The organism is Micromonospora sp. RHAY321 (genome assembly GCF_023896955.1).
Taxonomy (GTDB): Bacteria; Actinomycetota; Actinomycetes; order Mycobacteriales; family Micromonosporaceae; genus Micromonospora.
Genome location: NZ_JAMHIW010000018.1, coordinates 87,298 through 113,426 on the forward strand (window position 1 = coordinate 87,298; position 26,129 = coordinate 113,426).

A 26,129-nucleotide genomic window follows, 5' to 3' on the forward strand; every position below is an offset into this window, starting at 1 on the left:
AGCACCATAGGCACCACTCAGAGCTGCGGCGTGGTCAGGTCCCGCAGCAGCCGGTCCTCCTCGACACGCCAGTAGCCGTGCTCCTTGCCGTCGAGCATCACCACCGGCAGCCGGTCCCCGTACTCCCGCTCCAGCTCGTCGTCGCCGGTCACGTCCCACTCGACCCACTTGTCCCCGGTGACCGCCACCACCCGGTCGAGCGCCGCCTTGGCGTCGTCGCACAGGTGGCACCCGGGCCGGGTGATCAGGGCGAGCCGGGCGTCAGTGGACATCGGTTACCTCCGTGCGGGTGTCGGCGTCGGCCGGCGTCGCCGACCGGAGCTGGGTCTTGCGTACCTTGCCGATCGCCGAGTGCGGCAGGGCGTCGACGAACTCGACCGCGGTCGGGCACTTGAACCGGGCCAGGTTCCGTGCGCAGTGGGCGAGCAGGTCCTCGCCGGTCACCGGTCGCCCCGGCGTCGGCACCACGTACGCCCGCACAGTCTCGCCGGTCCGCGGGTGCGGCACACCCAGTACCGCCGACTCGGCCACCCCGGGATGCCCGGCGAGCACCAGCTCCACCTCGTGCGGATAGACGTTGAAACCGTTGACCAGGATCAGCTCGCCGAGCCGGTCGACCAGGAAGAGGTCCCCGTCCTCGTCGGCGTACGCGATGTCGCCGGTGCCCCACCAGCCGTCGCCGTCGGGGCCGTCCCGCCCGTCGGGCCAGTAGCCGGAGAAGAGGTTGGGGCCGCACACCACGACCTGCCCCGGGTCGGTGCCGGGCGCCACGTCGGAGATGTCCAGCTCATCCGGGTCGTCTTCGGGGACGGCCAGGCCGTCGCGCCACAGGTCCGCCCCGTCCGCGCCGACCAGGCGCAGCCGCACACCGGGCAGCGGCCGGCCGATCGAACCGGGCTTGGCCACCCGGCCGACCAGGGTGGAGGTGAGCACCGGCGCGGTCTCGGTGAGGCCGTACCCGACGTGCACCGGGTGACCGCTCGCCTCGGTGAAGCGCGCCGCGACCGCGGGCTCCAACGGCGCCGCTCCGCAGACCGCCACCCGCACCGACGCCGTCGCCGCGCGGACCCCGTCGGCACCGGCCCAGGCCAGGAACATCGACGGTACGCCGACCAGCACGCTGACCCGGTGCCGGGCGATCTCGTCCAGCCCCGCCGTCGGTCCCAGCTCGTCGAGCAGCACGCCGGTCGCGCCGTGGTTGACGACCGCGCCGAGCCCGGAGTTGAGCCCGTACGCGTGGAACAGGGGCAGGGCCAGCAGCACGGTGTCCTCGGGACCGACCACCGGCGGCTCGATCCGGTCGACCTGTTCGTGATTGGCCAGCAGCGCGCGGTGCGAGAGCATCGCGCCCTTGGGTCGGCCCTCGGTGCCGGAGGTGTAGAGCAGTACGGCCAGGTCGTCACCGCCCCGGTGCGCGAGCGCCGGAGCGGGTGTGTCGGCGGCCGGTCCCGGCGGCGTCTCGTGCACGGCGGCGAGCGCGGGCAGTTCGGCGGCCACCTCGGCGACCAGCTCCCGGACCCGGTCGGTGCCGATCAGCACCGACGCACCGGAGTCGGCCAGCACGTGCCGCAACTCCGGCGCGGTGAAGCCGGGGTTGACCGGCACCGCGATCAGCCCGGCGCGCAGGGCGCCGAGCCAGCCGACCACGAAGTCGGGGCTGTTGGGCAGGGCGAGTGCGACGCGGGGTGGCGTACCGCCGGGGTCGGTGGGTGGCGCGGCAGCGGCCAGGCCGCGGGCGGCGGCGTCGACCGCGGCGTCCAGTTCGGACCAACTGAGAGTCTGGTCGCGCCAGTGCAGCGCGGCCCGGTCACCGTGGTCGAGAGCCGCCCGGTGGACCCGGTCGGCGAGGTTCGGCGCGGGGTTCTCCGCTGCGTCCTGCACGGTGATCGAGTCTGGCACAGCGGGCGGCGACAGGCCACGCCCGACGGTCGGGGCAGGGGCCGCACAACGACGCCTCCCCAGTCCCGTCTGCGGGACCGACCACTGTGCCGCCGACGATCCGATCAGGTCCCACGGATGGGACGGATGACCCCGCCTGCCGGCGGTTCGGCCGGGCACCCACCGCCGACCCGTCGGGTCGGGTCGGCCGAACGGGCATCGCGCCCCCAACCAGGGGATCCATCCTGGATCACCGAGCCGATCCAAAGTCAATCGCACACGACGGACAACCGGTCCGCCGACGGTGCGACAGACGGGGAAATACTTCCGCCCTGTGTAACGGACTTGCCACGCGCGGGTGACGTTGGCCCTATCATCACTCGGGTCGGCTCACCCCATTTGCCGTGAGTCGACACCCCTCAGCCCGAGGAGGCCCCCGTGCCTGTGAGCGCATTGGACCAGCACCTCAAGGGGAACTGCCGCCCGTCGGCACACCCCGGAACCGTCCTGCCCGACCGGAAGCCCGGTCGGTCCGCACCAACGACCCGCAGACCGGCCCGTCCGGCGACCGACGAAACGGGGGCGTCGCGGTGACCACCTTCGGTTACGCGGAACGCCCGGTCGGCCTGACCGGTCCGACGCCACGCGCCCAGGTCAACGAGCGGCCAGCCGCGCGCGCTCCGCTCGACGAACCACACGGCACCGCCGTACGGGGCGACGGCGCGGCCCAGCGGATCCGCAACCGGCCGCACCACAACGAGCCACCGCCACGACCGGCGGTGCCCGGTGGGAACGCGAAACCGGCCGGCGGCCGGGTCGCCGTCCCGGCCCGTCCGACCATGCCGGTCCAGGGCCGTCGGGTTGACGACACACCGGCGGCGACCACGGATCCGTCGGCGGGCGAGACGGCGGTGATCCCGGCGGTGCCGTCCACCACGACCCCGACCGGCTTCCCGAGTCGACCGGACCCGTCCGACCCGGCCACCGAGGTCTGGACGCTCGTCGAGCGGGCGCAGGCCGGCGAGTCCGAGGCGTTCGGCCTGATCTACGACCGGTACGTGGACACCGTCTTCCGGTTCGTCTACTTCCGGGTCGGCAACCGCCAACTCGCCGAGGACCTCACCTCCGACACCTTCCTGCGGGCGCTCAAGCGCATCGGCAGCTTCACCTGGCAGGGCCGTGACCTCGGCGCCTGGCTGGTGACCATCGCCCGCAACCTCGTCGCGGACCACTTCAAGTCCGGCCGGTACCGGCTGGAGGTCACCACCGGCGACGTCCTCGACGCCGACCGGGAGGACCGGGGCCCCGAGGGCAGCCCGGAGGCGGCGGTGGTCGAGCACATCACCAACGTCGCGCTGCTCACCGCCGTGAAGCAGCTCAACCCGGAGCAGCAGGAGTGCATCGTGCTCCGGTTCCTCCAGGGCTTCTCGGTCGCCGAGACGGCCCGTGCGATGGGCAAGAACGAGGGCGCCATCAAGGCCCTCCAGTACCGGGCGGTCCGCGCGCTGGCCCGACTCCTGCCCGACGGTTTCCAGCCGTAGTTTCTTTCGGCGGGACCGATGGACGTCGATGGACGTCCGGGCAGTCCAGGTCGGTCCCGCCGGTGACAACGATCACTTTCTGTGATTTCCGCCCCGCCAGGCCCGTAACCCGTGCACGGTCCGCCGCGTTTCTCCGGGTGCGACCGGTGGTTGCCCCGGCAGGCCCGGGTCACCGAGGTCCGACCGGCATGCCGGACGGGGCCTCACCTCCGTGGTGTCACACTGCCGCCCGGTCGCTGGCAACGACGGCGGCCGACCGGCCGTGACCAGCGAGAGGAGGTGCCTGCGGTGGACAACATCCTCTTCTCCCGCCGGCGCGCCGAGCGCTTCGCGCAGCTTCTCGACGAGGCCAACGGCGGCCGGCGGCACCATGTCCGGTCCCGGGTCGACGGCCAGCTCGCGCCGCTCGTCGCAGTGGGTCAACGACTCAGCGTCGATCCCCCGGCTGTCGAGGTGAACCCCGACTTCCGCACCGGCCTGCGGGCGATGCTGCTCGCCACCGCCGAGCGGGAAGGGCTGGGCACCCCGGCGGCCGCCGAACCGGCCGCCACGCGTCCGGCCAGCACGCGTGGCTCGCTCCTGCCGGCGGTCACCGCCCGGCGGGCCCGCGCCCGGGGCGCGATCCTGATCGGCGTCGCCGCCGGAGCCATCGCCGTCTCCGGCATCTCCGCCGCCAGCGAGAACGCGGTTCCCGGCGACGCCCTGTACGGCATGAAGCGCTCGACCGAACGCGCCCAGCTCGCCCTGGCCAGCTCGGACATCAGCCGCGGTCAGCTCTTCCTGGACTTCGCCCGGACCAGGCTCGGCGAGGCCGCCAAGCTACGCGGTGACCGGATCGGCTACAGCGCGGTCCTCGACGACATGGACGCCGACACCCGGCAGGGCGTCCGCCTGCTCACCGCCGCGGCGGTACAGCGGGCAGAACCGACGAGCCTGGACACGCTCAACACCTTCGTCACCGGCCAGCGCCGGGCGGTGGGCAACCTGGTCGACGGGGCAACCCGGGCCGACCGGGAGCGGACCGGGCGGTCGCTGGTGCTGCTGGACAGCATCCGGGAGCGCTCGGACGCGCTGCGCGCGGCGATCGCATGCGGCCTGCCGGCGCCGACGGGCAGTGACGCCCTCGGCCCCGTCCCGGCCACCTGCCCCGGCGCCCGCTGACCGACCGGCACCCAGCCCGGCCTTTTCCACATACCGCAGGTCAGTCGGCCGTGGCACAGTTCGCTCTGTGCCCGGCCGATCGACCACGCATGCCGGCTACCCTCGCTGAAGGCATCCGGCGAGGGAGGGGAGTCGCGTGGCGCGCAGCCGCAAGGTGACGGTCAGCACCGACGCGCACGGTCACACCGCCGGATGGGCGGAGACCGACCTGGCGCCGGCGACAGTACCCGTGCCGGACCCGGCCGCCGCGGCCTTCTTCGACGTGGACAACACGATGATGCAGGGCGCGTCGATCTACTGGTTCGCGCGCGGGCTCGCCTCCCGGAACTACTTCACCACCACCGACCTCGCACGGTTCGCCTGGCAGCAGCTCCGGTTCCGGCTGCTCGCACGGGAGCACGCCGGTGACATGTCCCAGGCCAAGGAGGCCGCGTTGGCCTTCGTCGAGGGCTGGCGGGTGGACGACGTGGAGCGCCTCTCGGAGGAGATCTTCGACGAGCTGATGGCTCCCCGGATCTGGGCCGGCACCCACCAGCTCGCCCAGCGTCACCTGGACGCCGGTCAGCGGGTCTGGCTGGTCAGCGCCGCCCCGGTGGAGATCGGCCGGGTGATCGCCGCTCGACTCGGCCTGACCGGTGCGATCGGCACGGTGGCCGAGGTGCTGGACGGGGCGTACACCGGACGGCTGGTGGGTGACCTGATGCACGGGCCGGCGAAGGCCGAGGCGGTCACCCAGCTCGCCGCCGTGGAAGGGTTGGACCTGACCCGGTGCGCGGCCTACAGCGACTCGGCCAACGACCTGCCGTTGCTCTCCGCCGTGGGCCGGGCGGTGGCGGTCAACCCCGACGGCACCCTGCTGCGACAGGCCCGGCAGCACGGCTGGGAGGTGCGGGACTTCCGTACCGGCCGCCGCGCGGTCAAGATCGCCGTACCGTCGACCGCAGCGGCCGGCCTGGTGGCCGGCGCGGTGACCGCCGGCCTGGCGCTGCAGCGCCGCCGTCGCCCCGGCTGACCCGGCTCAGGGGCCGAACGGGTCGGGACGTCGCTCCAGCAGCGTGTGCAGGGTCTGCTGGATGGTCTCCCGCACCTGGTCGGCGAGGTTGAAGACCACCAGCGGGTCGTCCGCCGAGTCGGTGAGGTGCGCGGTGGGGATCGGCGGGCAGAACTGGATCAGCCACTTGCTGGGCAGCGGCACCATGCCCAGCGGCCCGAGCCACGGGAAGGTCGGCGTGACCGGGAAGTACGGCAGCTTGAGCAGCCTCGCGAGGGGCTTGATGTCGGCGAGCATCGGGTAGATCTCCTCGCCGCCGACGATGGCGACCGGCACGATCGGGGTGCCGGTGCGCAGCGCCGCCGAGACGAACCCGCCCCGGCCGAAGCGTTGCAGCTTGTACCGGTCGGAGTAGAGCTTGCCGATGCCCTTGAAGCCCTCGGGGAACACACCGACCAGGTCGCCGCCGCCGAGCAACCGCTCGGCGTCGGGGTTGCAGGCCACCGTGCCGCCGGTCTTGCGGGCGATCTCCGACACCACCGGCATCCGGAAGACCAGATCGGCGCCGAGCAGGCGCAGGTAGCGGTGGGCGGGGTGCTTGTCGTGCAACGCCGCCGAGAGGATCAACGCGTCCAGCGCCACGGTGCCCGAGTGGTTGCCGACCACGAGGGCGGGCCCGTCCAGGGGCACGTGCTCCACGCCGCTGACCTCGGTGCGGAACCAGTCCCGGTAGAGCAGCCGCAGCAGCGGGTGGAAGACCGCGTCGGTCAGCTCCGGGTCGAAGCCGAACTCGTCGACCTCGTAGTCGCCGGAGAGTCGCCGACGCAGGAACGCCAGGCCGTTCGCGACCCTGCGGTCCCATTGGTCCCCCGGCCGGTCCGGCACGGCCGGTGCGGTGCCACCCGGCCCGCTCCCGGTGCCGGTCCCGTCGGTGGACGCGGTGTCGGGCTGGTCGGCGGCCGGCCTGTCGGGCTCGTCGGCCTGCGGCGGGATCGGCGCGGCCCCGGCCGCCGGTCGGTGTCCGTTGCGCCGCGCCGGCTCCGCGTCCGGTGCGGTCGGCCCCGGTGGTACGTCGAACCGGCCGATACCCGCCGGGTCGCGTCCCTCCCCCGGCCCGGTCACGACGCCACCTCGGTTCCCGACTGCGGGGCTCGCAGGACCGGCTCACTCCTCGCGCTCACGACCGCTCCCGCACGGCGGCGCGGACCTGCCGGATGCCGTCCAGGACGAGCTGTTCGGCGGCGGCCAACTGGCCCCGGGTGACCACCACACCGCCGTGGTGGGCGCGGATGAAGTCGTCGAAGGCCGCGGCGGTGGAGCGGGGTGTGAAGCCGTACTCCTGCTCCAACCGGGTCGTGTCGACCACCCGGCCGTGCACGAACAGGTCGACCTGGTCGAGGCCGTAGCGACCGAAGCCCATGCTGCGGGCCAGCGCGGCGGCACCGGAGAGGCCCGGCTCCAGCACCGGCACGGCCACCCGACCGGCCCGCCGGATCGCCTGGGACAGCGACAGCACCCCCGGGCCGGCGACGTTGTAGGTGCCGGGGTGGTCCTCCACGATCGACCGGTGCAGCACCTCCAACGCGTCGTCGATGTGCAGGAACTGCAACCGGGGATCACGACCGAAGACGGTGGGCACCAGCGGCTGCGAGAAGTAGCGGGTCAACGTCGTGTCGGCGGTGGAGCCGATGAACGGGGCGAAGCGCAGCACCGTCGCGGTGACGTCGGACCGACGGCGCCGGAAGCCGCGGACGTACCCCTCGACGTCGAGGATGTCGCGGCCGAAGCCGCCGCGTGGCACCTCGCGCGGCTCGGTCTCCTCGGTGAACACGGCCGGGTCCCGGAACGACACCCCGTACGCGGCGGTCGACGAGCGGACCACCAGCTTGCGCAGCCGGGGGGCGCGCTGGCAGGCGGCGAGCAGCTGCATGGTGCCGATGACGTTCTGGTCCTTCATCGCCGAGCGGCCACCGTGCTGCGGGTCGGGAGCGCTGACCAGCGCGAGGTGCACCACCGCGTCGACGTCCAGGTCGGCGAGCAGCCCGCCGAGCGAGCCGGAGTCGACGCGGATCCGTTCGACCCGGTCGAGCAGGTCGGTGAACTCGGCGCCGGGCTCCGGAGCGTCCACCCCGATGACCCGCTCGATACGCGGGTCGGCGGCCAGTCGGGCAGCCACGTGGGCGCCCAGGTAGCGGCCGACCCCGGTGACGACGACAACCCCCGGAGCACCTGAGGTGCTGCCGGGGGTCATCTGAGGCACCTACCCCGGCAGGAGGGATCGAGCCGGGACGACCACGGCCTGATCACCTGAGCCTCCGGGGATCGACAGTTTGGCAAGTGACGCCGGATGCCGGGCCGCTGGCCCGGCGGAGGTCACTTGCCGAGACGGCGACGCTGGACGCGGGTCTTGCGCAGCAGCTTGCGGTGCTTCTTCTTAGCCATGCGCTTGCGGCGCTTCTTGACCACCGAGCCCATACGACAGCCTTTCGATACAACGTGCGGGGCGGACCGGATGACACCACGCAGGTGGCGACGGCGACCGCATGCGGACAACGGACCGGACCAGTCTGGGCGGCGGGGCGCACCGGTGGGGTCTCGGTCGGGCTCCAGGGTAGCCGCAGAGGGTCAGCCGGACCAACGCGGCCCCGCCGGTGCCCTACCGATGCCCGTTACGTCACGCTCGACGGACGGGGCGGTGGCTCAGGCGGTTTCCTGAAAAGCGCCCCGCAGATATTCGTGCACCGCGTGCTCGGGCACCCGGAATGACCGGCCGACCCGGACAGCGGTGAGCTCACCGCTGTGCACCAGGCGGTAGACCGTCATCTTCGACACCCGCATGACCGTCGCCACCTCCGCGACGGTCAGGAACTTGACCTCCGACAGCCGTCCGTCGGACTGCGACCCGGCCATGGCTCACCGACCCATCCCATGCCCGGCGCGTGCCAACCCGACGGATGCTCCGGGCCGGGCCGGCGACGCGCGTGTTACCAGTACGGTAGCGGGGCGGCTGTGACCGGCGCGATCCCTTCGTACAACTGATCATGTTTCGGCCGCTGGTTCACCCGATCCGTGCTCCCGGTATCTCCCCGCCTGCGCCGGCCGTCCGTTTGCGGTCGGGGCTCACTCGGCGCGCAGGGCGACCACCGGGTCGAGCCGACCGGCGCGCTGCGCGGGAACCACCCCGAAGACGATGCCCACCACCGCCGACACGCCGAAGGCGAGCGCCAGCGACCACCACGTGATCGCCGCCGGAATCGGTGACAGCGCGTCCACTAGCAGCGCGGTTCCCACGCCGAGCGCCATCCCGGTCAGGCCGCCGATCGTGGTGAGCAGCACCGCCTCCAGCAGGAACTGCACCCCGATGTCGCGGGGGCGCGCGCCGACGGCCTTGCGCAGGCCGATCTCCCGGGTCCGCTCCCGGACGCTGACCAGCATGATGTTGGAGACGCCGACCCCGCCGACGAGCAGCGAGATGCCGGCGATGGCGGCCAGCACTCCGGTGAGTACGCCGAGGATGTCACCGAGCACGCCGAGGATCTGCTGCTGGGTGACCGCGCTGAACTCGGTGTCCGGGTGCCGGCGGCTCAGCTCGGCGACGATCCGCTCGCCCAGCTCGTCGATCCGTTCCCGGTCCGGCGCCTTCACCGCGATGCCGTCGACCCGCTGGGTGCCCCAGAGCCGCTGCGCGGCGGTCACCGGCACGTGCACCTCGTCGTCCCGGTCGACGCCGAGGCTCTGGCCGAGCGGCGCGAAGACGCCGATCACCCGGAACCGCACGCCGGCCAGCGTCACCTGCTGCCCGAGCGGGTCACGGTCGGGGAAGAGCGCGCGGGCCACCGAGTCGCCGAGCACGGCCACCCGCCGGCTGGTGTCCACGTCGGTGCCGGTGAGGTAACGGCCTCGGGCCAGCGACCGGGTGAACACCGCCGGCGTGGTCTCCAGTACGCCCTGCACGGTGGTGAAGTCGGAGCGGGCGCCGGCCCGTGCGGTCGCCCCGGAGGCGACGGTGACCGCCACCCGCTCGGGATCGCCGACCACCCGGGAGACGGCGTCCGCGTCCTTGAGGGTCAGCGGCGAGACCACCGGCGCGTTGCCCACCTCGATCCTGCCGGGGACGACCAGCAGCAGGTTGGAGCCGAGCCCCTCGACCTGCTGCTCCACCTTCTGCTTGGTGCCGGTGCCGATGGCCACGAGCAGCACCACCGAGGCCACCCCGATGATCACCCCGAGCATGGTCAGCGCACTGCGCAACCGGTTGGCCCGTAACGCGTCCAGCGCCACCCGCCACGCCTCGGCGACCCTCACGACCCGCTCCCGCCACCGGTCGCCCTGCCGGCGTGGTCGGTGCCGCTGCCGGTGGCCGGCGGGCGCGGAAGGCGCCCGGTGGCTCCAGCGGCGCCACCGGAGCCACCGGACGGGTGCCCCGGGCCGCTTCCGGACACGGACCGAGGCTCCGCGCTGGGAGCGGCGACCAGTGTCGCAGGTCGACCGTGATCAACGAACGGCGGTAGATCATGGAGGTCCGTAGAGCCGTCGCCGGCGCTGTCCGCCACCACCACGCCGTCACGCATGGTGATCCGGCGACGGGCCCGAGCGGCCACCTCCTGGTCGTGGGTGACCATCACCAGCGCCACCCCGGACTCGACGTTCAGCTGCTCCAGCAGCTCCAGCACGGCCGCCCCGGTGACGCTGTCGAGGTTGCCGGTGGGTTCGTCGGCCAGCAGCACCGTCGGCTCGGTGACCAGGGCGCGGGCGATGGCCACCCGCTGCTGCTCACCACCGGACATCTGGTTGGGCCGGTGGTCCAGCCGATGCCCGAGACCCACCCGGCCGAGCATCGCCGCCGCCCGCTCCCGGCGCTGCCGGGCCGGTACGCCCCGGTAGACCAGCGGCAACGCCACGTTCTCCACCGCCGAGGTCCTCGGCAGCAGGTGGAACGCCTGGAAGACGAAGCCGATCGTCTCGTTGCGCAGGGTGGCCATCTCCGGCGGGGAGAGGGCACCCACGTCCCGCCCGCCGATCACCAGCCGGCCGCCGCTGGGCCGGTCGAGCCCGCCCAGCAGATGCATGAGGGTGGACTTGCCCGAGCCGGACGGCCCGACCAGCGCCACGTAGTCACCCGGCTGCACCACCAGCGACACCCCACGCAGCGCCTCGACGGACACGCCGTCCAACTGGTACGTGCGGGACACGTCCACCGCCTCGATGGCGGGGACGCCCTCGCCGTCCGGCGCGGCGGGTCGGGTCACCGCACCTCCTGGCCGTCACGCACCTGGTCGGTGCCGCGCACCACGATCCGGTCGCCCGCCTGCACGCCGTCGAGGATCTGCACCAGATCCGACCCCTGCACACCCACGGTCACCGGCGCCCGGTCCGCCTTCCCGTCGCGGACCACCCAGACCGCGTCCCGACCGTCGGCCGAGAACACCGCCGAGGCGGGGACGGTCACCGCGTCGGCGGCCTCGCGTACCCGCAGGTGCACGATCGCGTTCATTCCCGGGCGCGGCACCGGGGCCGGCTCGTTCTCGGCGAGCCTGCCCGCTTCCAGCGTCAGGCGTACCCGGTAGGTCACCCCACCCTGCGCCGAGTTCGTCGGGAGCACGTCGACCGAGCGGACCGTGGCGTCATAGGTGGCGCCGGGCACGGCGTCCAGCTCGACCGTGGCGGTCACGCCGGTTCGGACCAGCAGCACGTCGGTCTCGTCCACCTCGGCGAGCAGCCCCAGCTGACCGGTGTCCACCACGGTGAGCACGGGCGTGCCGGCGGTGACCCGGCCACCGACGACGACCGCGTCGTCCACCCCGGCGGGCGGCCCGCCCTGGCCGGGCGCCAGCACCGACGGGTCGATCCCCGCTGCCTGAGCGCCACCGGCCTGCTCCAGCAGCCCGGCCAGGTCACCGGTCGATCCGCCGCCGGCGCGGGTGCCGCCCGGCTGCACCACCCCGGCGATCGGGGCCCGCAGGGTCAGCGCGTCGACGGTCGCCTTCGCCAGGTCGTACGCCTGCTGGGCCTGGAGTCGTTGCGCCGCGGACAGCGCGCCGACGGCGGAGTTCAGTCCGCTGAGCCCCCGCTGCACCGCGCGGACGGCCTGGTCGGCGCTGCGCGCGGCGGCCGCGTACTGCCGTTGGGCGGAGGTCACCTGCGTCAGCAGCGCGTCACGCACCTGCGGGTCGGCGATCTTCTCGGCGGCCTTCCGGGCGGCGTCGAACGCCTCGTCGGCGGCCTTGTCGGTGCCGCGCCGGCTGCCGGTCAGGTCACCGGTGGAGACACCCCGACCGGCTCGTTTCGCGGTCGTGAGCGCCTCCCTCGCCTGGCGAAGCCGCTGCTGGGCGGAGGGCGAGTCGACCGTGGCGAGAACCTGGCCGCGCTTCACCCGCTGTCCGGGTTGGACGCGCAGGTCGGACAGCGTGCCGTCGGCGGGAGCGGTCAGGGTGGCAGCGGCCCGGGCGGTCACCGTCGCCGGCGCGTCGATCACCTCGGCGACGGGACTGCGGGCGGCCGAGGCGAGCGCGACGGGCGGCTGCTCGTCCCCGCACGAGGCGGCGGTGGTGGCGGTGAGGACGGCGACGGCGGTCAGGGCGACGAGCAGGCGGGGCCGCGTGGCGCTGACGGGACGCGGCGACGTGGGGCGGCGCACCCATCGATCGTACGGCGCACCCGGTAGGCGACCAGGTGCCCTCAGCCGGCGGCGGCGCGGACGTACGCCACGCACTCGTCGTGCAACGTCGACCACCGCTCGCCGAACGCCTCCCCGGCGGCGACGTCGAGGGCCTTGCGCTCGTGCACCACGGCCTCGAAGAAGGTGAGCAGCCGCTGCGGCCCGTACCGGTCGACGAGGTGCCGGACGGCGAGGTAGCCGACGCCGTAGCTGCCGCCGACCCGCTCGGCGGGCGCGTCGTCGGCGGGCGTGACGCCCTCCAGCCGGCCGTCCCAACCGCCCCGGACCAGCTTCCGCACCTCGGCGAGCCCTTCGTACCGGTCGACCGGCTGCCCGCCGGCGCCCGCGAGCTCGGCCAGCCCTTCCACCAGCCACCAGGTCATCCTGCCCGGGTAGCCGCGCTCGGGCAGCGAGGCGGCGTGGGTCAGCTCGTGCCGGAGCAGGTCGTCGGCGCTGCTGCTGGCGAGCCCTTCGGCGTTGAGCACCACCTCGTGGTGGCCGCCACCGACGGTCACCGCGTAGCCTCCGGTCCATTGTGGTCTGCCGCCGCCGTACCAGCGCTGCCATTCGGCGCGGCCGGCGTAGAAGATCCGGTACCGGTCCGGTGGGGACCCGGCCACCACGTACCCGTCGGCGACCTTCGCCGCCGCCTCGGCCTGTGCGAGCAGGCCGGGCAGCTTGCCGCGCAGCGCCGGGGTGGTGGCCACGATGGTCCGCGGGCCGATCGCCACGGCGAGGTCGCTGATCTCCCACGGGCGGGTGCCGGTCTCCGCCGATCGGGACTCTTCCAGGGCAACCAGTCGTGGCTGGTCGCCGTTCTCCCGCCAGCGGGTGCCGATCAGCACCGGGCTGGGCCGGCAGTCCGGCGTCACGAAGCAGTACTGGAAGCGCACCAGCAGCCGCCACTCCCCCGGCTTGCCGACGACCGGCGCGGGCAGGCCGCTCGGCTCGGCCCGCCAGACGGTCAGCTTCAGCGCGCGCAGCGCGGCGAAGCGCCGGCGCAGGTCGGTGTGCGCGGCCGGGTCGGCGACGGCGAGGAAGCCCGCCCGGTCGCCACCGAGGAGTGCCGTGGACTGCCGCTGGAGCTGGGCGGTCATCCGGTCGGCCAACCCTCGCGCGACGGCGGTGGCCGGGTCGTCGCTCGCCGCGGCGTCGATCCGGCTGACCGTGGGACGGCCGCCGGATTCGCGGACCACGCCGACCACGAGCAGCGCCGGCAGGCCGCAGCCGAGCAGCAGGACGACCACCACGAGCACCGTCCACAGCGGCCAGAGCCGCCGCGGTGCCGGCTGCTGCACCCCGTCAATCACCCGCCGAAGGGTACGACCATTCGGTCGATCGGGCGAGGCCGACCCGGCCGGTCGAACCGTTGCGCGGACCGGACGACCTGGTCACGGAGCGTCGACCGGCCAGGAGCGGAACGAGACGTCCAGGCCGGCGACCAGTTGGTGGTACGAGCGGTCCACCTCGCGGGGCAGGCCGAAGCCGCCGGCGGCCTCCAGCGAGACGAACCCGTGCAGGGCACTGCGCAACGCCCGGGTGGCGTCCACCGCGTCGTCGCCGGTGAGCCCGTACCCGCGCAGCACCGCGTAGATGGCGCCGACCGCCCGCTCGCCCGCCACGACGTGCTCGGGGTCGGCGGGATCGGGCACCCGCTGGGTGGCCGGGTAGCGGCCGGGGTGCCGGCGGGCGTAGTCGCGGTAGGCGTCGGCCATCGCCCGGAGCGCGTCACCGCCGGCCCGGCCGGCGGCGGCGGTGGTCAGCTCGGTGGCCAGCTCGGCGGTGGCCAGCGCGGACAGCTTCTGGATCAGCGCGTCCGCGCCCCGGACGTGCTTGTAGAGGCTGGGTAGCGCGACGCCGAGCCGGCCGGCGAGCGCGGCCAGGGTGAGCTGCTGGAGACCGACCTCGTCGGCCAGCCGGGCGGCCTCGGCCACCACGGCCCGCTGGTTGAGACCGACCCTAGGCACCGGTGCACACCGCCACGAAGCCGAGCAGTTCCTCGGCGGTCCGCTGCGGCCGGTCGGCGTGCGGGTAGTGCCCGGACTCCTCGATCATCCTCGCCTCGGCGGTGCCGAAGAGCCGGCGGGCCGCCCGCGCCTCCGCCGCCGGGTCGGGGAAGTCCGGGTCCTTGGTACCCATCAGCACCAGCACCGGCTGCCGGACCTCCCGGGCCCGGGTGGTCCAGTGCGGGTCGACCGGCTCGGCCACGCCGCGCGTCGCGGCCATCCGGCCGGGCTCGCGCAGGTTGGCCACCATCGACCGGCGGTACGCGGCATCGTCGGCGGGCCGGTGCACCGGGAAGAGCGTCTTGTGGAACATCCCGAACAGTCGGGGGCTGCGGACCACGGCCCCCAGCGCCATCCGCATCAGCGGGTTGAGCTTCGGCTGGCTGACGAAGGCGCCGATCTGCACGATGCCGGAGACCAGGTCGGGTGCCTCGGCCGCGGCGAAGACCACCGCCGCCGCGCTGGAGGAACTGCCGACCAGAACCGCCGGGCCGGCGTCGATGTCGCGGACCACGGCCAGCAGGTCGGCCCCGACCTCCGCCGGGGTGTACGTGGGCCAGCCGACGCTGGACTGTCCGTGGCCCCGAACGTCGACCGAGGCGACCCGGTGACCGGCCGCGACCAGCAGCGGCACGAGGTGCCGGAAGCTCGCCCGGTTCTCCCCCATGCCGTGCGAGAGGACGACCAGTGGGCCCTCCCCGTGCACCTCGTACGCGATGTGTCCGCCGTCCCGCCGCACCTGGCTAGTTGTCATAGCCATAAAGCTAACCCTATTAGCCAACGCCGTCAAGCCGGATACGCGAACGGGCCGGCGGGACCGCAGTGGGTCGCCGCCGGCCCGTCGGCCGGTTCGCGCGGTTACTTCTTGGAGATCAGGGCGCGGCCGAAGAAGACCAGGTTCGCCGGGCGCTCGGCGAGCCGGCGCATCAGGTAGCCGTACCACTCGTCGCCGTAGGGCACGTACGTGCGCACCGTGTAGCCCTCACCGGCGAGCCGGGCCTGCTCCTCCGGGCGGATGCCGTAGAGCATCTGGAACTCGAAGCGCTCCGGCCCCCGGTCGAACCAGCGGGCCCGGTCCTCGCCGATCGCGATCATCCGAGGGTCGTGGGTGGCCAGCATCGGGTAGCCGTCGCCGGACATCAGGATGTTCATGCAGCGGACGTAGGACTTGTCCACCTCACGGGTGGACTGGTACGCCACCGACTCCGGCTCCTTGTACGCGCCCTTGCACAGCCGCACCCGCGACCCGGCGTGAGCCAGCTCCCGGCAGTCCGACTCGGTCCGGCGCAGGTACGCCTGGAGCACCGCGCCGGTCGACGGGAAGTCCTTGCGCAGCCTGCCCAGCACCTCCAGCGTCGAGTCGGTGGTGGTGTGGTCCTCCATGTCCAGGGTGACCGTGGTGCCCGCCGCGTCGGCCGCCGCGCAGATCGCCCGCGCGTTGTCGTACGCCAACTGCTCGTCGAACATCTGGCCGAGGGCCGACAGCTTCACGCTCACCTCGGCGGCCGGGGTGAGCCCCGCACCGGCGAGCATCTTCAGCAGCTTCAGGTATTCGTCCCGGGTGGCGATGGCCTGCTCGGGGGTGACGGTGTCCTCACCCAGGTGGTCGAGGGTGACCGCCAGACCGTCGTCGACGAGTTCGCGGGTCGCGCGCAACGCGTCGTCGGTGGCGGCGCCGGCGACGAACCGGCGGACGACGTCCCGGGTGAACGGGGCGGTCGCGACGAGCCGCTCGACCTGGGATGACCGGGAGGCGGCGAGGATGACGGAACGGAGCATGAGCCGAGCGTATCGCCCCTGCTGGGACCCCCGCCGAGGGGCAGCCGGGAGCCGCCGCACCGACACTTCTTCCGGGGCGGGGCGGCGGCGGTGGCGTCCATCGGCTACAACGATGCCGTGGACCAACGCCCCCGCCGCCGGCTCCGGTCGGCCTCCGTGCAGCTCGGCGCGCTCACCGCCCTCGCGCTCGCCCTCTCCGGCTGCAACATGACCTCGGACGACGACGATGACGACGACTGCGCCCTCGGGCCGGCCGGCGGCGGTGACACGGTGGCCCTGGCGATGCGGGTCACCGACCCGGCCGCCGGTCGCGCCGCCCCGGAGCCGACGGCCGCGGCCCTGCCCGAGCGGGGCGGGTTCGGCACCCACCTCGCCTCCTGCGGGGGCTGAGGTGCGCCGCGAGACGGTCACACCACGGCCCGACTGGGACGCCACCATCCGCGCCCAGGGGCTGGTCTACGTCGACACCGAGCTGCCCGACGGCGGGATCATGTCGTACTGGGACGAGACCGCCGCGTACGCCTTCGACCTCGACGAGGTGCTGCGGCTGGAGGAGGCCACCGAGGAACTGCACCGGATGTCGGTGGCCGCCGCCGAGCACGTGGTGGCCCACCACCGGTACGCCGAGTTCGGCATTCCGGAGTGGGCGGCCGAGGCGGTGGCCCGGTCGCTGCGGGAGGCCCCGCCCACCCTCTACGGGCGCTTCGACCTCGTCTACGACGGCAGCTGGCCGCCGAAGATGCTGGAGTACAACGCGGACACCCCCACCGCGCTGGTCGAGGCGAGCATCATCCAGTGGTACTGGCTGGAGCAGACCCGGCCGGAGCTGGACCAGTGGAACAGCCTGCACGAGCGGCTGGTCGGCGCCTGGGCGAAGGTCGGGGCCGGGCTGCACGACCCCCGGGTGCACGTGCTCTGGTCGAGCGAGGAGGAGTCGGGCGAGGACCACATGACCGCCGGCTACCTCGCCGAGACCGCCCGGCAGGCCGGGCTGACCGTCGAGCTGCTGCCCATCCAGGAGATCGGCTGGGACGGCCGCCGGTTCGTCGACGCCGCCGACCGCCCGGTGACGACCTGTTTCAAGCTCTACCCGTGGGAGTGGATGCTGGCCGAGCCGTACGGGCGGCCCGCGCTGGACCCGGGGACTCCGACCACCTGGATCGAACCGGCCTGGAAGCTGCTGCTGTCGAACAAGGCGCTGCTCGCGGTCCTGTGGGAGCTGTACCCCGGCCACGAGTACCTGCTCCCGGCGTACCTCGACTCGCCGCGCGGAATGTCGCGGTACGTGGCGAAGCCGCTGCTCGGCCGGGAGGGCGGCTCGGTACGCATCGTCACCGGAGAGCAGGAGATCACCAACCCGGGGATCTACGGCGACGAGGGCTGGTGCTACCAGGAATTCCGGGCGTTGCCGCAGTTCGACGGCAATCGGATGGTGTTGGGCAGCTGGATCGTCGACGGCGAGTCGGCAGGAGTGGGGGTACGGGAGAGCGCCAGCCTGATCACCGACGGCTACGCGCGGTTCCTGCCGCACTACATCGACGCGCCGCGCGCCCCCTGAGTCGTCTACCGTTGGGGGCGTGAACTTCGACGCGTACGCCCGGACCGGCGTTGACCTGGTCAACGCCCGCCTGGACGACCTCGACGACCTGCGGGCCATCTTCCCCGACGACAACGCCTGGATGCGCGACGAGGTCGCGGACCGGGATGTCGCGATCTTCCGGCGGGCGCAGAAGCGGCTGCGTGACGTCTTCGAGTACGGCACCTCGGGGCGGGACGCCCAGGCGGTGACCGAGCTGAACGCCCTGCTGGAGGCGTTCCCGGTCCAGCCGCGCATCTCCGGGCACGACTCCAGCGACTGGCACATGCACGTGACCAGCCGGGGCGCGTCGGTCAGCGCCGAGTACCTGGCCGGCGCCGTCTGGGGGCTCTCGGTCTGGCTCTGCGAGTACGGCAGTGCCCGGTTCGGTGTCTGCGCCGACGAGCGGTGCGGCAACGTCTACCTGGACACGTCGTCGAACTGCTGCCGGCGGTTCTGCTCCGAGCGCTGCGCCACTCGCTCGCACGTGGCAGCGCACCGAGCCCGCAAGCGGGCCGCGGTCGGCGAGCAGGTGACGGTCGCTCCGCAACCCACCGCGGGCGCCGATTCGCTCACCCCGGTCAGCTAGCCCAACCACCTCGACGTCCGACCCCGATCCGCCGCCGGCGTGGGGTCAGGCGTCGACCGGCGACGGCGCGGTCAGGTGCTGGCGGGCGAACTCCAACGCGGCGCGCAGGTCCGCCTCACGGACCGCGCGGCTCTTGGCGCCCCGGGTGGCCACCTCCACCGCCACCGCACCGGTGAAGCCCCGCCCGGCGAGCGACGAGAGCAGTTCGGCGCAGGGCTGGGTGCCCCGCCCGGGCACCAGGTGCTCGTCGCGGCCCTCGCCGGTGCCGTCGCCCAGGTGCACGTGGGCCAGCCCGGCACCCATCCGGTCGGCCATCTCCAGCGGGTCGCTGTGCGAGGCGGCGCAGTGCGACAGATCCAGGGTGTACGACGGGTAGCCGGTGTCGGTCGGGTCCCATCCGGGCACGTACGGGACGAACTGCCGGCCCGCCATCCGCACCGGGTACATGTTCTCGACCGCGAAGCGCAGCCCGGGGAACCGGTCCGCGACCGTCGCGAGGCCCTCGGTGAAGTTGCGCGCGTAGTCGCGCTGCCAGGTGAACGGTGGGTGCACCACCACGGTCGGGGCACCCAGTGTCTCGGCCAGCTCGGCGGCCTTGCGCAGCCTCGCCCACGGGTCCGGGCTCCAGACCCGCTGGGTGACCAGCAGGCAGGGCGCGTGCACCGAGAGCACCGGCACGCCGTAGTGCGCGGAGAGGCCGCGCAGCGCGCCGGAGTCCTGGCTGACCACGTCGGTCCAGACCATCACCTCGACGCCGTCGTAGCCGAGCGCCGCGGCCAGTTGGAACGCCGCCGCGGTCGGCTCGGGGAAGACCGACGAGCTGGACAGGAGCACCGGAACGCGGGAAGTCACATCAGCCAGGGTAGCCCGGCGGACGAAGGGCCAACGTGACGAGCGCTGGCAAACCACCCGTAACCGCCCGAGGCGATCACATCGGTTCGAGTTGATCGAGCCGGCGGAGGATGACCCCCTCCCGCAGCGCCCACGGGCAGATGTCCAGTGAGTCCAGATCGAGGCGGCGCATCACCGCTTCGGCGACCACCGCGCCCGCCAGCAACTGGTGGGCACGGCCCGCGCTGACCCCCTCCAGCTCCATCAACTGCGCCGGTGGGATGTGCCGGATGAAGCCGATGACCTGCCGCAACCCGGCGCGGGTCAAACTGCGCCGCACCCAGAGCCCGGCCCCCGAGGGCGCCGCCCCGGCCAGTCGGGCCAGGGTGCGGAACGTCTTCGACGTGCCCACCGCCCGGTCCCAACCCACCTCGGTCATCTGGTCGACCACCTTGTCCAGCCGGCCGTCCACGTACTCCCGCAGCTTCTCGACGGCCTCCGCGGACGGAGGCGCCGCGCTGTCCGGGTCGACCCGCAGCCGCTCCCGCGTCAGCCGGCCGGCACCGAGCGGCTGGGAGACCGCGACGTCCGGGTCCTCGTCGATCCCGGCGGCGATCTCCAGCGAGCCGCCGCCGATGTCCAGCACCAGCAGGCGCCCCGCCGACCAGCCGAACCAGCGCCGCACGGCAAGGAACGTCATCCGTGCCTCGTCGGCTCCGGAGAGGACCGCCAGGCGTACGCCGGTCTCCTCGCGGACCCGGGCCAGCACCTCGGCCGCGTTGGTGGCGTCGCGGACCGCGGAGGTGGCGAACGCGATCAGGTCGTCAGCCTCCAGCCCGGCGGCCGCCGCCTTGGCCATGCCGACCGCCTTGACCAGGCCGTCCGCGCCCGCGTCGGTCAGCGCGCCATCCGGGCCGATCTGCTCGGCGAGCCGGAGCACCACCTTCTCGGAGTGCGCCGGCCACGGGTGCGCGCCGTGGTGTGCGTCCACCACCAGCAGGTGCACGGTGTTGGATCCGACGTCGAGGACACCCAGTCGCATGGTGAAGACACTAGGTGCAAGATGATTGCGCGGCTCGCCGGCCCGTGGAGGTCACCGGGCGTACGCTGGGCCGGGTGACGATGGAGCTCCGCGTGCTGGTGGACGACCCGGGCGACCCGCGCAGCCGCGAGGTGCCGCTGGACTTTCCCCGGGAGTGGATCGAGTTCGCCGACCCGGCTGACGAGACCCACCTGATCCGAGCCGACCTGACCTGGCTGCTCTCCCGCTGGACCTGCATCTTCGGCCGAGGTTGCCACGGCATCATCGCCGGCCGGTCCGCGGACGGCTGCTGCTCGCACGGAGCGTTCTTCACCGACTCCGACGACGAGAAGCGGGTCCGCAACGCCGTCAAGCGGCTCACCCCGTCGACCTGGCAGCACTTCCGGCGCGGGTTCAGGAACTGGACCGACGAGGACACCATCGACGGCAAGAACCCGGCCCGCCGGACCGCCACCCAGAACGCCGACGGGCCGTGCGTGTTCCTCAACGACGCCGACTTCGCCGGCGGGGGTGGCTGCGCGCTGCACGCCCAGGCGCTGCGCGACGGGGTGCACCCGCTGGAGTACAAGCCGGACGTCTGCTGGCAGTTGCCGATCCGGCGGGACCAGGACTGGGTCAAGCGACCGGACAACACCAAGGTCCTGGTCTCGACGCTGTCGGAGTTCGACCGGCGAGGCTGGGGCGCCGGCGGGCACGACCTGGACTGGTGGTGCACCTCCTCGACGGACGCGCACGTCGGCGCCGAGCCGATGTACCTGTCGTACGGGCCCGAGCTGACGGCGTTGATCGGCGCGCCCGCCTACGAGCGGCTGGCCGAGCTGTGTGCGGCGCGCACGAAGCAGGGCATGGTCGCCCCGCACCCCGCCGACGGCGCCTGAAAGCCTGCCCAGACGGAAACACCGAAGGGGCCCACGCTGAGCGCGGGCCCCTTCGGTTACGCCGATCACGGCTCGAACTTGTAGCCCAGACCCCGGACGGTCACGATGAAGCGCGGCGCGGACGGCTCCGGCTCGATCTTGGAGCGCAGCCGCTTGACGTGCACGTCCAGCGTCTTGGTGTCACCGACGTAGTCGGCGCCCCAGACCCGGTCGATGAGCTGACCCCGGGTCAGCACCCGACCGGCGTTACGCAGCAGCAGCTCCAGCAGCTCGAACTCCTTGAGCGGCAACTGCACGGCGCCGCCCTCGACGGTCACCACGTGCCGCTCGATGTCCATCCGCACCGGCCCGGCGGCCAGCGTGGGGGCACCCGCTTCGGCCACCTCGGGGCTCTGCCGGCGCAGCACCGCTCGGATCCGGGCCACCAACTCCCGCGGCGAGTACGGCTTGGTGACGTAGTCGTCGGCGCCGATCTCCAGCCCGACCACCTTGTCGATCTCGCTGTCCCGGGCGGTGACCATGATGATGGGTACGGCCGAGCGCTGCCGGAGCTGCCGGCAGACCTCGGTGCCCGACATCTCGGGCAACATCAGGTCGAGCAGGACGATGTCCGCGCCGGTTCGGTCGAACTCGGTGAGGGCGTCGGTGCCGGTAGCAGCGACCGAGACCTCGAAGCCCTCCTTACGGAGCATGTACGACAGGGCGTCGGAGAACGACTCCTCGTCCTCGACCACCAGAACGCGGCTCAACGGGGGGTTCCTTTCATAGCTGTCAGACCTGCCGTAGCTCGGCCGGACCGGCATCGATCCCAGCCGGCGGCAGTGTCGCCAGCAGGTCGTCCGGTGGACTGGCGGGCAGCCGGAGGGTGAACGTCGATCCACCACCAAGAGTGCTCGACACCTCCACCCGTCCGCCATGGTTGCTCGCGATGTGTTTGACGATGGCCAGGCCGAGCCCGGTGCCGCCGGTGGCACGCGAGCGGGCCTGGTCGGCCCGGTAGAACCGTTCGAAGACCCGGTCCACGTCCGTCGGGGCGATGCCGATGCCCTGGTCGGCGACGGCGATCTCGACGTGCTCGTCGTCGCCACGGGTGGTGACCCGTACCGTGGTGTCCTCGCCCGAGTAGTTGATGGCGTTCTCCACCAGGTTCGCCACCGCAGTGGCGAGTTGGGTGTCGCTGCCGTACGCGGTGAGGCCGCGCTCGCCGGTCACCGTCACCTCGACGCCCCGGGCCGAGGCGGCGGTGCGGGTCCGGTCGACCACCTCGGCGATCACCCAGTCCAGCGCGACCGGCTCCGGTGGCGGCTGCGGCTCGGCGCCCTGCAACCGGGTCAGCTCCAGCAACTCCTGCACCAGCCGGCCCAGCCGGGTCGACTCGTGCTGGATCCGTTCGGCGAACCGGCGGGCGGCGACCAGGTCCTCGGAGAGGTCGGGCGTCGAGGCGTCGGCCGGCTCGGTGGCGTCCAGCAGCGCCTCGGCGAGCAGCTGGAGTGCCCCGATGGGGGTCTTGAGCTCGTGACTGACGTTGGCCACGAAGTCACGTCGCACCCGGGCCAGCCGGTGCGACTCGGTCACGTCGACCGCCTCCACGGCGATGAAGCCGCTGCCGAGACCCATGGCCCGCAGGTGCACGCCGAGCGGGTTCTCCCCCGCGCTGTCGCGACCCCGGGGCAGGTCCAGCTCGATCTCGCGCCGCACCCCGGTGCGCCGCACCTGGCCGGCGAGAGTACGGATCAACGGGTGCGCGGCGATCGAACCTGGCGTGCTGCCGGTGCGCAGCAGACCCATCGCGCGTGCGGCCGGGTTGATCAGCACCGGCTCGTCGTCGTTGTCCAGCACCACGACACCGGCCCGGAGCGAGTCGATCGTCCGGCGGCCGAGCCCGGCCTGCTGCTCGTCGGCTATCGCGGGCCTCCCCCTGCTCCAGCGGGAGCGTGCGCTCCCCGATGACGTGGAGCGACCGTCCCGCGTCGGCAGGAACCGGGGCAGCAGGAGACCGGCGGCCAACCCGGCCACCAACGCCACGGCCACCACGACCGCCACCGCCCACTCCACCCGGCGATCGTAGGGTCATTGTTAACCTGGCTACCACACAGACCGGGACGAATCACCCTCACTTTCGCGAATGTTCACCCTTGCGTCTGGCGTCGTTCACCGGGGTTCATCCGGGGTCCGTTCCGCGCCACCTACCGTTGGCGTCGCACCTGCACAACCCCTGCGCCGGCACCCGCCGGCGGCGACCGACCACAGGACGTGATGATGCGCGACGAGTTCCGGGCCGACCTCCAGATCGTCAGCCAACTGCTGGTGGACATGGCGGAGGGCGTCCGCGCCGCCATGCGCCAGGCCACGCGGGCCCTGCTCACCGCCGACCGGCAGGCCGCCGAGACGGTCATCGAGCGGGACGCCGAGATCGACGACCTCTACCGGCACGTGGAGGAGCGGGTCTGTGACCTGCTCGCGCGGCAGGCGCCGGTCGCCTCCGACCTGCGGGCCATGATCACCGCACTGCACGTGGCCGCCGACCTGGAGCGGATGGGTGACCTCGCCGACCACGTGGCCAAGACCGCGCTGCGCCGGCACCCCTCGCCGGCCGTACCGGCGGAGCTGCGGTCGATCTTCACCGAGATGGCGGACATCGCCGACCGGATGGCCGTGAAGATCGGGTCGGTGCTGGCGAAGCCCGACGCCGACCTCGCCGGCGAGCTGGACCGCGACGACGACGCGATGGACGAGCTGCACAAGAACCTGTTCGCGGTGCTGCTCGGCGACGACTGGCCGTACGGGGTGGAGACCGCCATCGACGCCACCCTGCTGGGGCGCTTCTACGAGCGCTTCGCCGACCACGCGGTCAACGCCGGCGAGCACGTGGTCTACCTGATCACCGGACAGACCTCGCCCTCGGCGAGCTGATCCAGGCAGAACGACGGCCCCCGGGATCCCCGGGGGCCGTCGTTTTCGCCTCAGCGGCCCTGGTTGGCCACGGCGGCGGCGGCCGCCTTGGCGGCGGTCGGGTCAAGGTACGTGCCGCCCAGGGTGAGCGGACGCAGTTGCGGGTCGAGGTCGTAGCGCAGCGGGATGCCGGTCGGGATGTTCAGCTTGGCGATCGCCTCGTCGGAGATCTGGTCGAGGTGCTTGACCAGGGCGCGCAGCGAGTTGCCGTGCGCGGCCACCAGCACCGTCCGGCCGGCCAGGATGTCCGGCACGATGGAGTCGTACCAGTACGGCAGCATCCGCTCGACGACGTCCTTGAGGCACTCGGTGCGCGGCATCAGCTCGGTCGGCAGCAGCGCGTACCGCGGGTCGCCCACCTGCGACCACTCGTCGTCGTCGGCGATCGGCGGCGGCGGGGTGTCGTACGACCGGCGCCAGAGCATGAACTGCTCCTCGCCGTACTCGTCCAGGGTCTGCTTCTTGTTCTTGCCCTGCAGGGCGCCGTAGTGCCGCTCGTTGAGCCGCCACGACCGGCGCACCGCGATCCAGTGCCGGTCGGCGGCGTTGAGCGCCAGCTCGGCCGTGCGGATCGCCCGGCGCATCACGCTGGTGTGCACGACGTCCGGCAGCAGGCTGTGCTCGCGCATCAGCTCGCCACCGCGGCGTGCCTCACCCTCGCCCTTCTCGGTCAGGTCGACGTCCACCCAGCCGGTGAAGAGGTTCTTGGCGTTCCAGTCGCTCTCACCGTGTCGCAGCAGGACCAGCGTCCCGACGGTGGGCCCCTCGCTCGCAGTCATGCCGATCATCCTGCCCCACCCGGAGACGGAACACGCGGGCACCCGTCGTGACGACCACCACGTGAAAAAGCGGGTGACCTGCGGATCCGCCCACCACTAGGGTTGTAAGGCGCTGTAGTCACATCGGTCATTACTTGCAAGCGGGGGCGCCACGTGCGGACGATGCGGAGTTGGTTCCGGGACACCACCGGCGGCCTGCCGACCACCTTCTGGTACCTGTGGACCGGCACCCTGATCAACCGGCTCGGCTCGTTCGTCCTCGTCTTCCTCGCCATCTACCTGACCCAGGAACGTGGCTTCTCCGCCTCCCAGGCCGGCCTGGTGCTCGGCCTGTGGGGCGTGGGTGGCGCGATCGGTACCACCGCGGGCGGCACACTGGCCGACCGGTGGGGTCGGCGACCCACGTTGCTCACCGCCCACGTGGGCGCGGCCGCCATGATGCTGGGCCTCGGACTGGCCCGGGAGCTCTGGGCCGTGGCGCTGGGTGCGTTCCTGCTCGGCATGTTCGCCGAGGCCGCCCGGCCGGCGTTCGGCGCCATGATGATCGACGTGGTGCCGGCGAAGGACCGCCTGCGCGCCTTCTCGCTCAACTACTGGGCGATCAACCTGGGCTTCGCCTGCGCCGCCATCCTCGCCGGCCTCGCCGCCCAGGCCGACTACCTGCTGCTGTTCGTGGTCGACGCGGCCACCATGCTGGTCACCGCGCTGATCATCTTCGTGAAGGTGCCGGAGACCCGGCAGAACGGGATCGCCGTCACCCCCGGGGCGAACGCCCCGCGCGGCGCCCTGCGCACCATCCTCACCGACCGGGTCTATCTCGGCTTCGTGGCGCTGAACCTGTTCGCCGCACTGGTGTTCCTCCAGCACATCTCGATGCTGCCGATCGCCATGGCCGACGACGGCCTCAGCCCGGCCACCTACGGCACGGTGATCGCGCTCAACGGGGTGCTGATCGTGGTCGGTCAGCTCTTCGTGCCCCGACTGATCCGGGGCCGGAGCCGCTCGCACGTGCTCGCCCTGGCCGCCGTGGTGATGGGCGTCGGGTTCGGGCTGACCGCCTTCGCCGGCACCCCCTGGTTCTACGGGCTGACCGTGCTGATCTGGACGGTCGGCGAGATGCTGAACTCGCCGTCCAACTCCACCCTGATCGCCGAACTGTCCCCCGCCGAGCTGCGCGGCCGCTACCAGGGCGTCTTCTCCCTCTCCTGGCAGATCGCCGGGGCGGGCGCGCCGATCCTCGGCGGCCTGGTGCGCGAGCACGCCGGCAACGACACCCTCTGGTACGGGTGCGCCGCCATCGGCGTCCTGACCGCGGTGGCCCACCTGGTGTCCGGCCCGGCGCGCGAGCGTCGCGCGACCGCGCTGCGTCGCTCCGGCGAGGCACTGGCACCGGTGAGCACCACCCGTCCGTCGGCGTCGCAGCCCGCCGAGGCCACCGCCTGACCGGTGGCCCCGTCGCTGTGACGAA

At 72.9% G+C, this 26,129-nt stretch carries 27 protein-coding genes; 9 read left to right on the forward strand and 18 right to left on the reverse strand.

The genetic code is table 11. From position 1 onward, the window contains the following. Positions 1-17: 17 nt before the first annotated feature. Together M8C17_RS27215 and M8C17_RS27220 are read right to left on the reverse strand one after the other, a co-directional pair. The gene (locus tag M8C17_RS27215) at positions 18-272 is read right to left on the reverse strand and encodes a glutaredoxin family protein (protein WP_252419407.1); all 255 of its coding nucleotides are present in this window, start codon (positions 270-272) and stop codon (positions 18-20) included. Continuing rightward, positions 262-1,881, reverse strand: coding sequence for an AMP-binding protein (locus M8C17_RS27220; RefSeq protein ID WP_252419408.1), 1,620 nt, complete (start codon positions 1,879-1,881; stop codon positions 262-264). The genes M8C17_RS27215 and M8C17_RS27220 overlap by 11 nt, the downstream gene beginning before the upstream one ends. 587 nt (positions 1,882-2,468) lie before the next feature. On the opposite strand from M8C17_RS27220, the gene M8C17_RS27225 reads away from it, so the two are divergent. The 3 genes from M8C17_RS27225 to M8C17_RS27235 all read left to right on the forward strand — a co-directional run bounded on the left by M8C17_RS27225 (position 2,469) and on the right by M8C17_RS27235 (position 5,592). Continuing rightward, positions 2,469-3,419 carry an ECF subfamily RNA polymerase sigma factor, BldN family gene (locus M8C17_RS27225; protein ID WP_252419409.1) on the forward strand — a complete coding sequence of 317 codons (951 nt, stop codon included), beginning with the start codon at positions 2,469-2,471 and terminating at the stop codon, positions 3,417-3,419. Positions 3,420-3,698: 279 nt separating this feature from the next. Next, positions 3,699-4,580 carry a DUF5667 domain-containing protein gene (locus M8C17_RS27230; RefSeq protein ID WP_374559326.1) on the forward strand — a complete coding sequence of 294 codons (882 nt, stop codon included), beginning with the start codon at positions 3,699-3,701 and terminating at the stop codon, positions 4,578-4,580. A 136-nt stretch (positions 4,581-4,716) separates the two neighbouring features. Next, positions 4,717-5,592, forward strand: coding sequence for an HAD family phosphatase (locus tag M8C17_RS27235; protein ID WP_252419411.1), 876 nt, complete (start codon positions 4,717-4,719; stop codon positions 5,590-5,592). Between the two features lie 6 nt (positions 5,593-5,598). Here the strand turns inward: M8C17_RS27235 and M8C17_RS27240 are convergent, their stop codons facing one another. The 11 genes from M8C17_RS27240 to M8C17_RS27290 form a co-directional block, all read right to left on the reverse strand. Beyond that, on the reverse strand, positions 5,599-6,456 hold the full coding sequence (locus M8C17_RS27240; RefSeq protein ID WP_252419442.1) for a lysophospholipid acyltransferase family protein: 858 nt from the start codon (positions 6,454-6,456) through the stop codon (positions 5,599-5,601). A gap of 292 nt (positions 6,457-6,748) precedes the next feature. Continuing rightward, on the reverse strand, positions 6,749-7,822 hold the full coding sequence (locus M8C17_RS27245; protein ID WP_252419412.1) for an NAD-dependent epimerase/dehydratase family protein: 1,074 nt from the start codon (positions 7,820-7,822) through the stop codon (positions 6,749-6,751). Between the two features lie 122 nt (positions 7,823-7,944). After that, the gene (locus M8C17_RS27250; RefSeq protein ID WP_007465623.1) at positions 7,945-8,046 is read right to left on the reverse strand and encodes a 30S ribosomal protein bS22; all 102 of its coding nucleotides are present in this window, start codon (positions 8,044-8,046) and stop codon (positions 7,945-7,947) included. 225 nt (positions 8,047-8,271) lie between these two features. Beyond that, the gene (locus tag M8C17_RS27255; RefSeq protein ID WP_007465625.1) at positions 8,272-8,481 is read right to left on the reverse strand and encodes a helix-turn-helix domain-containing protein; all 210 of its coding nucleotides are present in this window, start codon (positions 8,479-8,481) and stop codon (positions 8,272-8,274) included. A gap of 210 nt (positions 8,482-8,691) precedes the next feature. Beyond that, positions 8,692-9,876 (reverse strand): ABC transporter permease, encoded by a 1,185-nt coding sequence (locus M8C17_RS27260; protein ID WP_252419413.1) that lies wholly within the window; start codon positions 9,874-9,876, stop codon positions 8,692-8,694. After that, entirely contained in the window at positions 9,873-10,820 is a 948-nt protein-coding gene (locus tag M8C17_RS27265; RefSeq protein WP_252419414.1) for an ABC transporter ATP-binding protein, read from the reverse strand. Before M8C17_RS27265 ends, M8C17_RS27260 begins: the two co-directional genes overlap by 4 nt. Next, positions 10,817-12,208 carry an efflux RND transporter periplasmic adaptor subunit gene (locus M8C17_RS27270; RefSeq protein WP_252419415.1) on the reverse strand — a complete coding sequence of 464 codons (1,392 nt, stop codon included), beginning with the start codon at positions 12,206-12,208 and terminating at the stop codon, positions 10,817-10,819. Before M8C17_RS27270 ends, M8C17_RS27265 begins: the two co-directional genes overlap by 4 nt. 41 nt (positions 12,209-12,249) lie before the next feature. Further along, positions 12,250-13,539, reverse strand: coding sequence for a hypothetical protein (locus tag M8C17_RS27275; RefSeq protein ID WP_252419416.1), 1,290 nt, complete (start codon positions 13,537-13,539; stop codon positions 12,250-12,252). A gap of 81 nt (positions 13,540-13,620) precedes the next feature. After that, positions 13,621-14,196 (reverse strand): TetR/AcrR family transcriptional regulator, encoded by a 576-nt coding sequence (locus M8C17_RS32225; protein ID WP_252419417.1) that lies wholly within the window; start codon positions 14,194-14,196, stop codon positions 13,621-13,623. After that, positions 14,189-14,995 (reverse strand): alpha/beta fold hydrolase, encoded by an 807-nt coding sequence (locus M8C17_RS27285; protein WP_252419418.1) that lies wholly within the window; start codon positions 14,993-14,995, stop codon positions 14,189-14,191. Before M8C17_RS27285 ends, M8C17_RS32225 begins: the two co-directional genes overlap by 8 nt. A gap of 98 nt (positions 14,996-15,093) precedes the next feature. Beyond that, positions 15,094-16,014: a proline dehydrogenase family protein gene (locus M8C17_RS27290; RefSeq protein WP_252419419.1), complete on the reverse strand. Its 921-nt coding sequence runs from the start codon at positions 16,012-16,014 to the stop codon at positions 15,094-15,096. 117 nt (positions 16,015-16,131) lie between these two features. Between M8C17_RS27290 and M8C17_RS27295 the strand changes: the two genes are divergently transcribed. From M8C17_RS27295 to M8C17_RS27305, 3 genes are read left to right on the forward strand one after another with little or no spacing between them, the layout of a single operon-like run. Beyond that, entirely contained in the window at positions 16,132-16,404 is a 273-nt protein-coding gene (locus M8C17_RS27295) for a hypothetical protein (RefSeq protein ID WP_252419420.1), read from the forward strand. Between the two features lies 1 nt (position 16,405). After that, positions 16,406-17,572, forward strand: a complete 1,167-nt coding sequence (locus M8C17_RS27300; RefSeq protein WP_252419421.1) for a glutathionylspermidine synthase family protein — start codon at positions 16,406-16,408, stop codon at positions 17,570-17,572. Between the two features lie 19 nt (positions 17,573-17,591). Then, positions 17,592-18,179, forward strand: coding sequence for a CGNR zinc finger domain-containing protein (locus M8C17_RS27305; RefSeq protein WP_252419422.1), 588 nt, complete (start codon positions 17,592-17,594; stop codon positions 18,177-18,179). Between the two features lie 45 nt (positions 18,180-18,224). Here the strand turns inward: M8C17_RS27305 and M8C17_RS27310 are convergent, their stop codons facing one another. Together M8C17_RS27310 and M8C17_RS27315 are read right to left on the reverse strand one after the other, a co-directional pair. Further along, positions 18,225-19,031: a sugar phosphate isomerase/epimerase gene (locus M8C17_RS27310; RefSeq protein ID WP_252419423.1), complete on the reverse strand. Its 807-nt coding sequence runs from the start codon at positions 19,029-19,031 to the stop codon at positions 18,225-18,227. Positions 19,032-19,107: 76 nt separating this feature from the next. After that, positions 19,108-20,052: a Ppx/GppA phosphatase family protein gene (locus M8C17_RS27315; RefSeq protein WP_252419424.1), complete on the reverse strand. Its 945-nt coding sequence runs from the start codon at positions 20,050-20,052 to the stop codon at positions 19,108-19,110. 80 nt (positions 20,053-20,132) lie between these two features. Between M8C17_RS27315 and M8C17_RS27320 the strand changes: the two genes are divergently transcribed. Further along, entirely contained in the window at positions 20,133-20,930 is a 798-nt protein-coding gene (locus M8C17_RS27320) for a hypothetical protein (protein WP_252419443.1), read from the forward strand. 65 nt (positions 20,931-20,995) lie between these two features. Here the strand turns inward: M8C17_RS27320 and M8C17_RS27325 are convergent, their stop codons facing one another. After that, on the reverse strand, positions 20,996-21,679 hold the full coding sequence (locus tag M8C17_RS27325) for a response regulator transcription factor (protein ID WP_039906992.1): 684 nt from the start codon (positions 21,677-21,679) through the stop codon (positions 20,996-20,998). A gap of 22 nt (positions 21,680-21,701) precedes the next feature. Next, positions 21,702-22,985 (reverse strand): cell wall metabolism sensor histidine kinase WalK, encoded by a 1,284-nt coding sequence (locus tag M8C17_RS27330; protein ID WP_252419425.1) that lies wholly within the window; start codon positions 22,983-22,985, stop codon positions 21,702-21,704. Positions 22,986-23,189: 204 nt separating this feature from the next. On the opposite strand from M8C17_RS27330, the gene phoU reads away from it, so the two are divergent. Then, positions 23,190-23,843, forward strand: a complete 654-nt coding sequence (phoU, locus tag M8C17_RS27335) for a phosphate signaling complex protein PhoU (protein ID WP_252419426.1) — start codon at positions 23,190-23,192, stop codon at positions 23,841-23,843. Positions 23,844-23,893: 50 nt separating this feature from the next. On the opposite strand, the gene M8C17_RS27340 is transcribed toward phoU, so the two are convergent. Next, positions 23,894-24,661: a phosphoglyceromutase gene (locus M8C17_RS27340; RefSeq protein WP_074314836.1), complete on the reverse strand. Its 768-nt coding sequence runs from the start codon at positions 24,659-24,661 to the stop codon at positions 23,894-23,896. 153 nt (positions 24,662-24,814) lie between these two features. On the opposite strand from M8C17_RS27340, the gene M8C17_RS27345 reads away from it, so the two are divergent. Beyond that, positions 24,815-26,104 (forward strand): MFS transporter, encoded by a 1,290-nt coding sequence (locus M8C17_RS27345; protein ID WP_252419427.1) that lies wholly within the window; start codon positions 24,815-24,817, stop codon positions 26,102-26,104. Positions 26,105-26,129: the final 25 nt, after the last annotated feature.

Bases quoted from the DNA above. Each gene is read 5' to 3' on its own strand.
- M8C17_RS27290 (WP_252419419.1), bottom strand. From the start codon at position 16,014: ATGCTCCGTTCCGTCATCCTCGCCGCCTCCCGGTCATCCCAGGTCGAG.
- M8C17_RS27315 (WP_252419424.1), bottom strand. From the start codon at position 20,052: ATGCGACTGGGTGTCCTCGACGTCGGATCCAACACCGTGCACCTGCTG.
- phoU (WP_252419426.1), top strand. From the start codon at position 23,190: ATGCGCGACGAGTTCCGGGCCGACCTCCAGATCGTCAGCCAACTGCTG.
- M8C17_RS27245 (WP_252419412.1), bottom strand. From the start codon at position 7,822: ATGACCCCCGGCAGCACCTCAGGTGCTCCGGGGGTTGTCGTCGTCACC.
- M8C17_RS27255 (WP_007465625.1), bottom strand. From the start codon at position 8,481: ATGGCCGGGTCGCAGTCCGACGGACGGCTGTCGGAGGTCAAGTTCCTG.
- M8C17_RS27340 (WP_074314836.1), bottom strand. From the start codon at position 24,661: ATGACTGCGAGCGAGGGGCCCACCGTCGGGACGCTGGTCCTGCTGCGA.
- M8C17_RS27215 (WP_252419407.1), bottom strand. From the start codon at position 272: ATGTCCACTGACGCCCGGCTCGCCCTGATCACCCGGCCCGGGTGCCAC.
- M8C17_RS27320 (WP_252419443.1), top strand. From the start codon at position 20,133: ATGGAGCTCCGCGTGCTGGTGGACGACCCGGGCGACCCGCGCAGCCGC.
- M8C17_RS27250 (WP_007465623.1), bottom strand. From the start codon at position 8,046: ATGGGCTCGGTGGTCAAGAAGCGCCGCAAGCGCATGGCTAAGAAGAAG.
- M8C17_RS27285 (WP_252419418.1), bottom strand. From the start codon at position 14,995: ATGGCTATGACAACTAGCCAGGTGCGGCGGGACGGCGGACACATCGCG.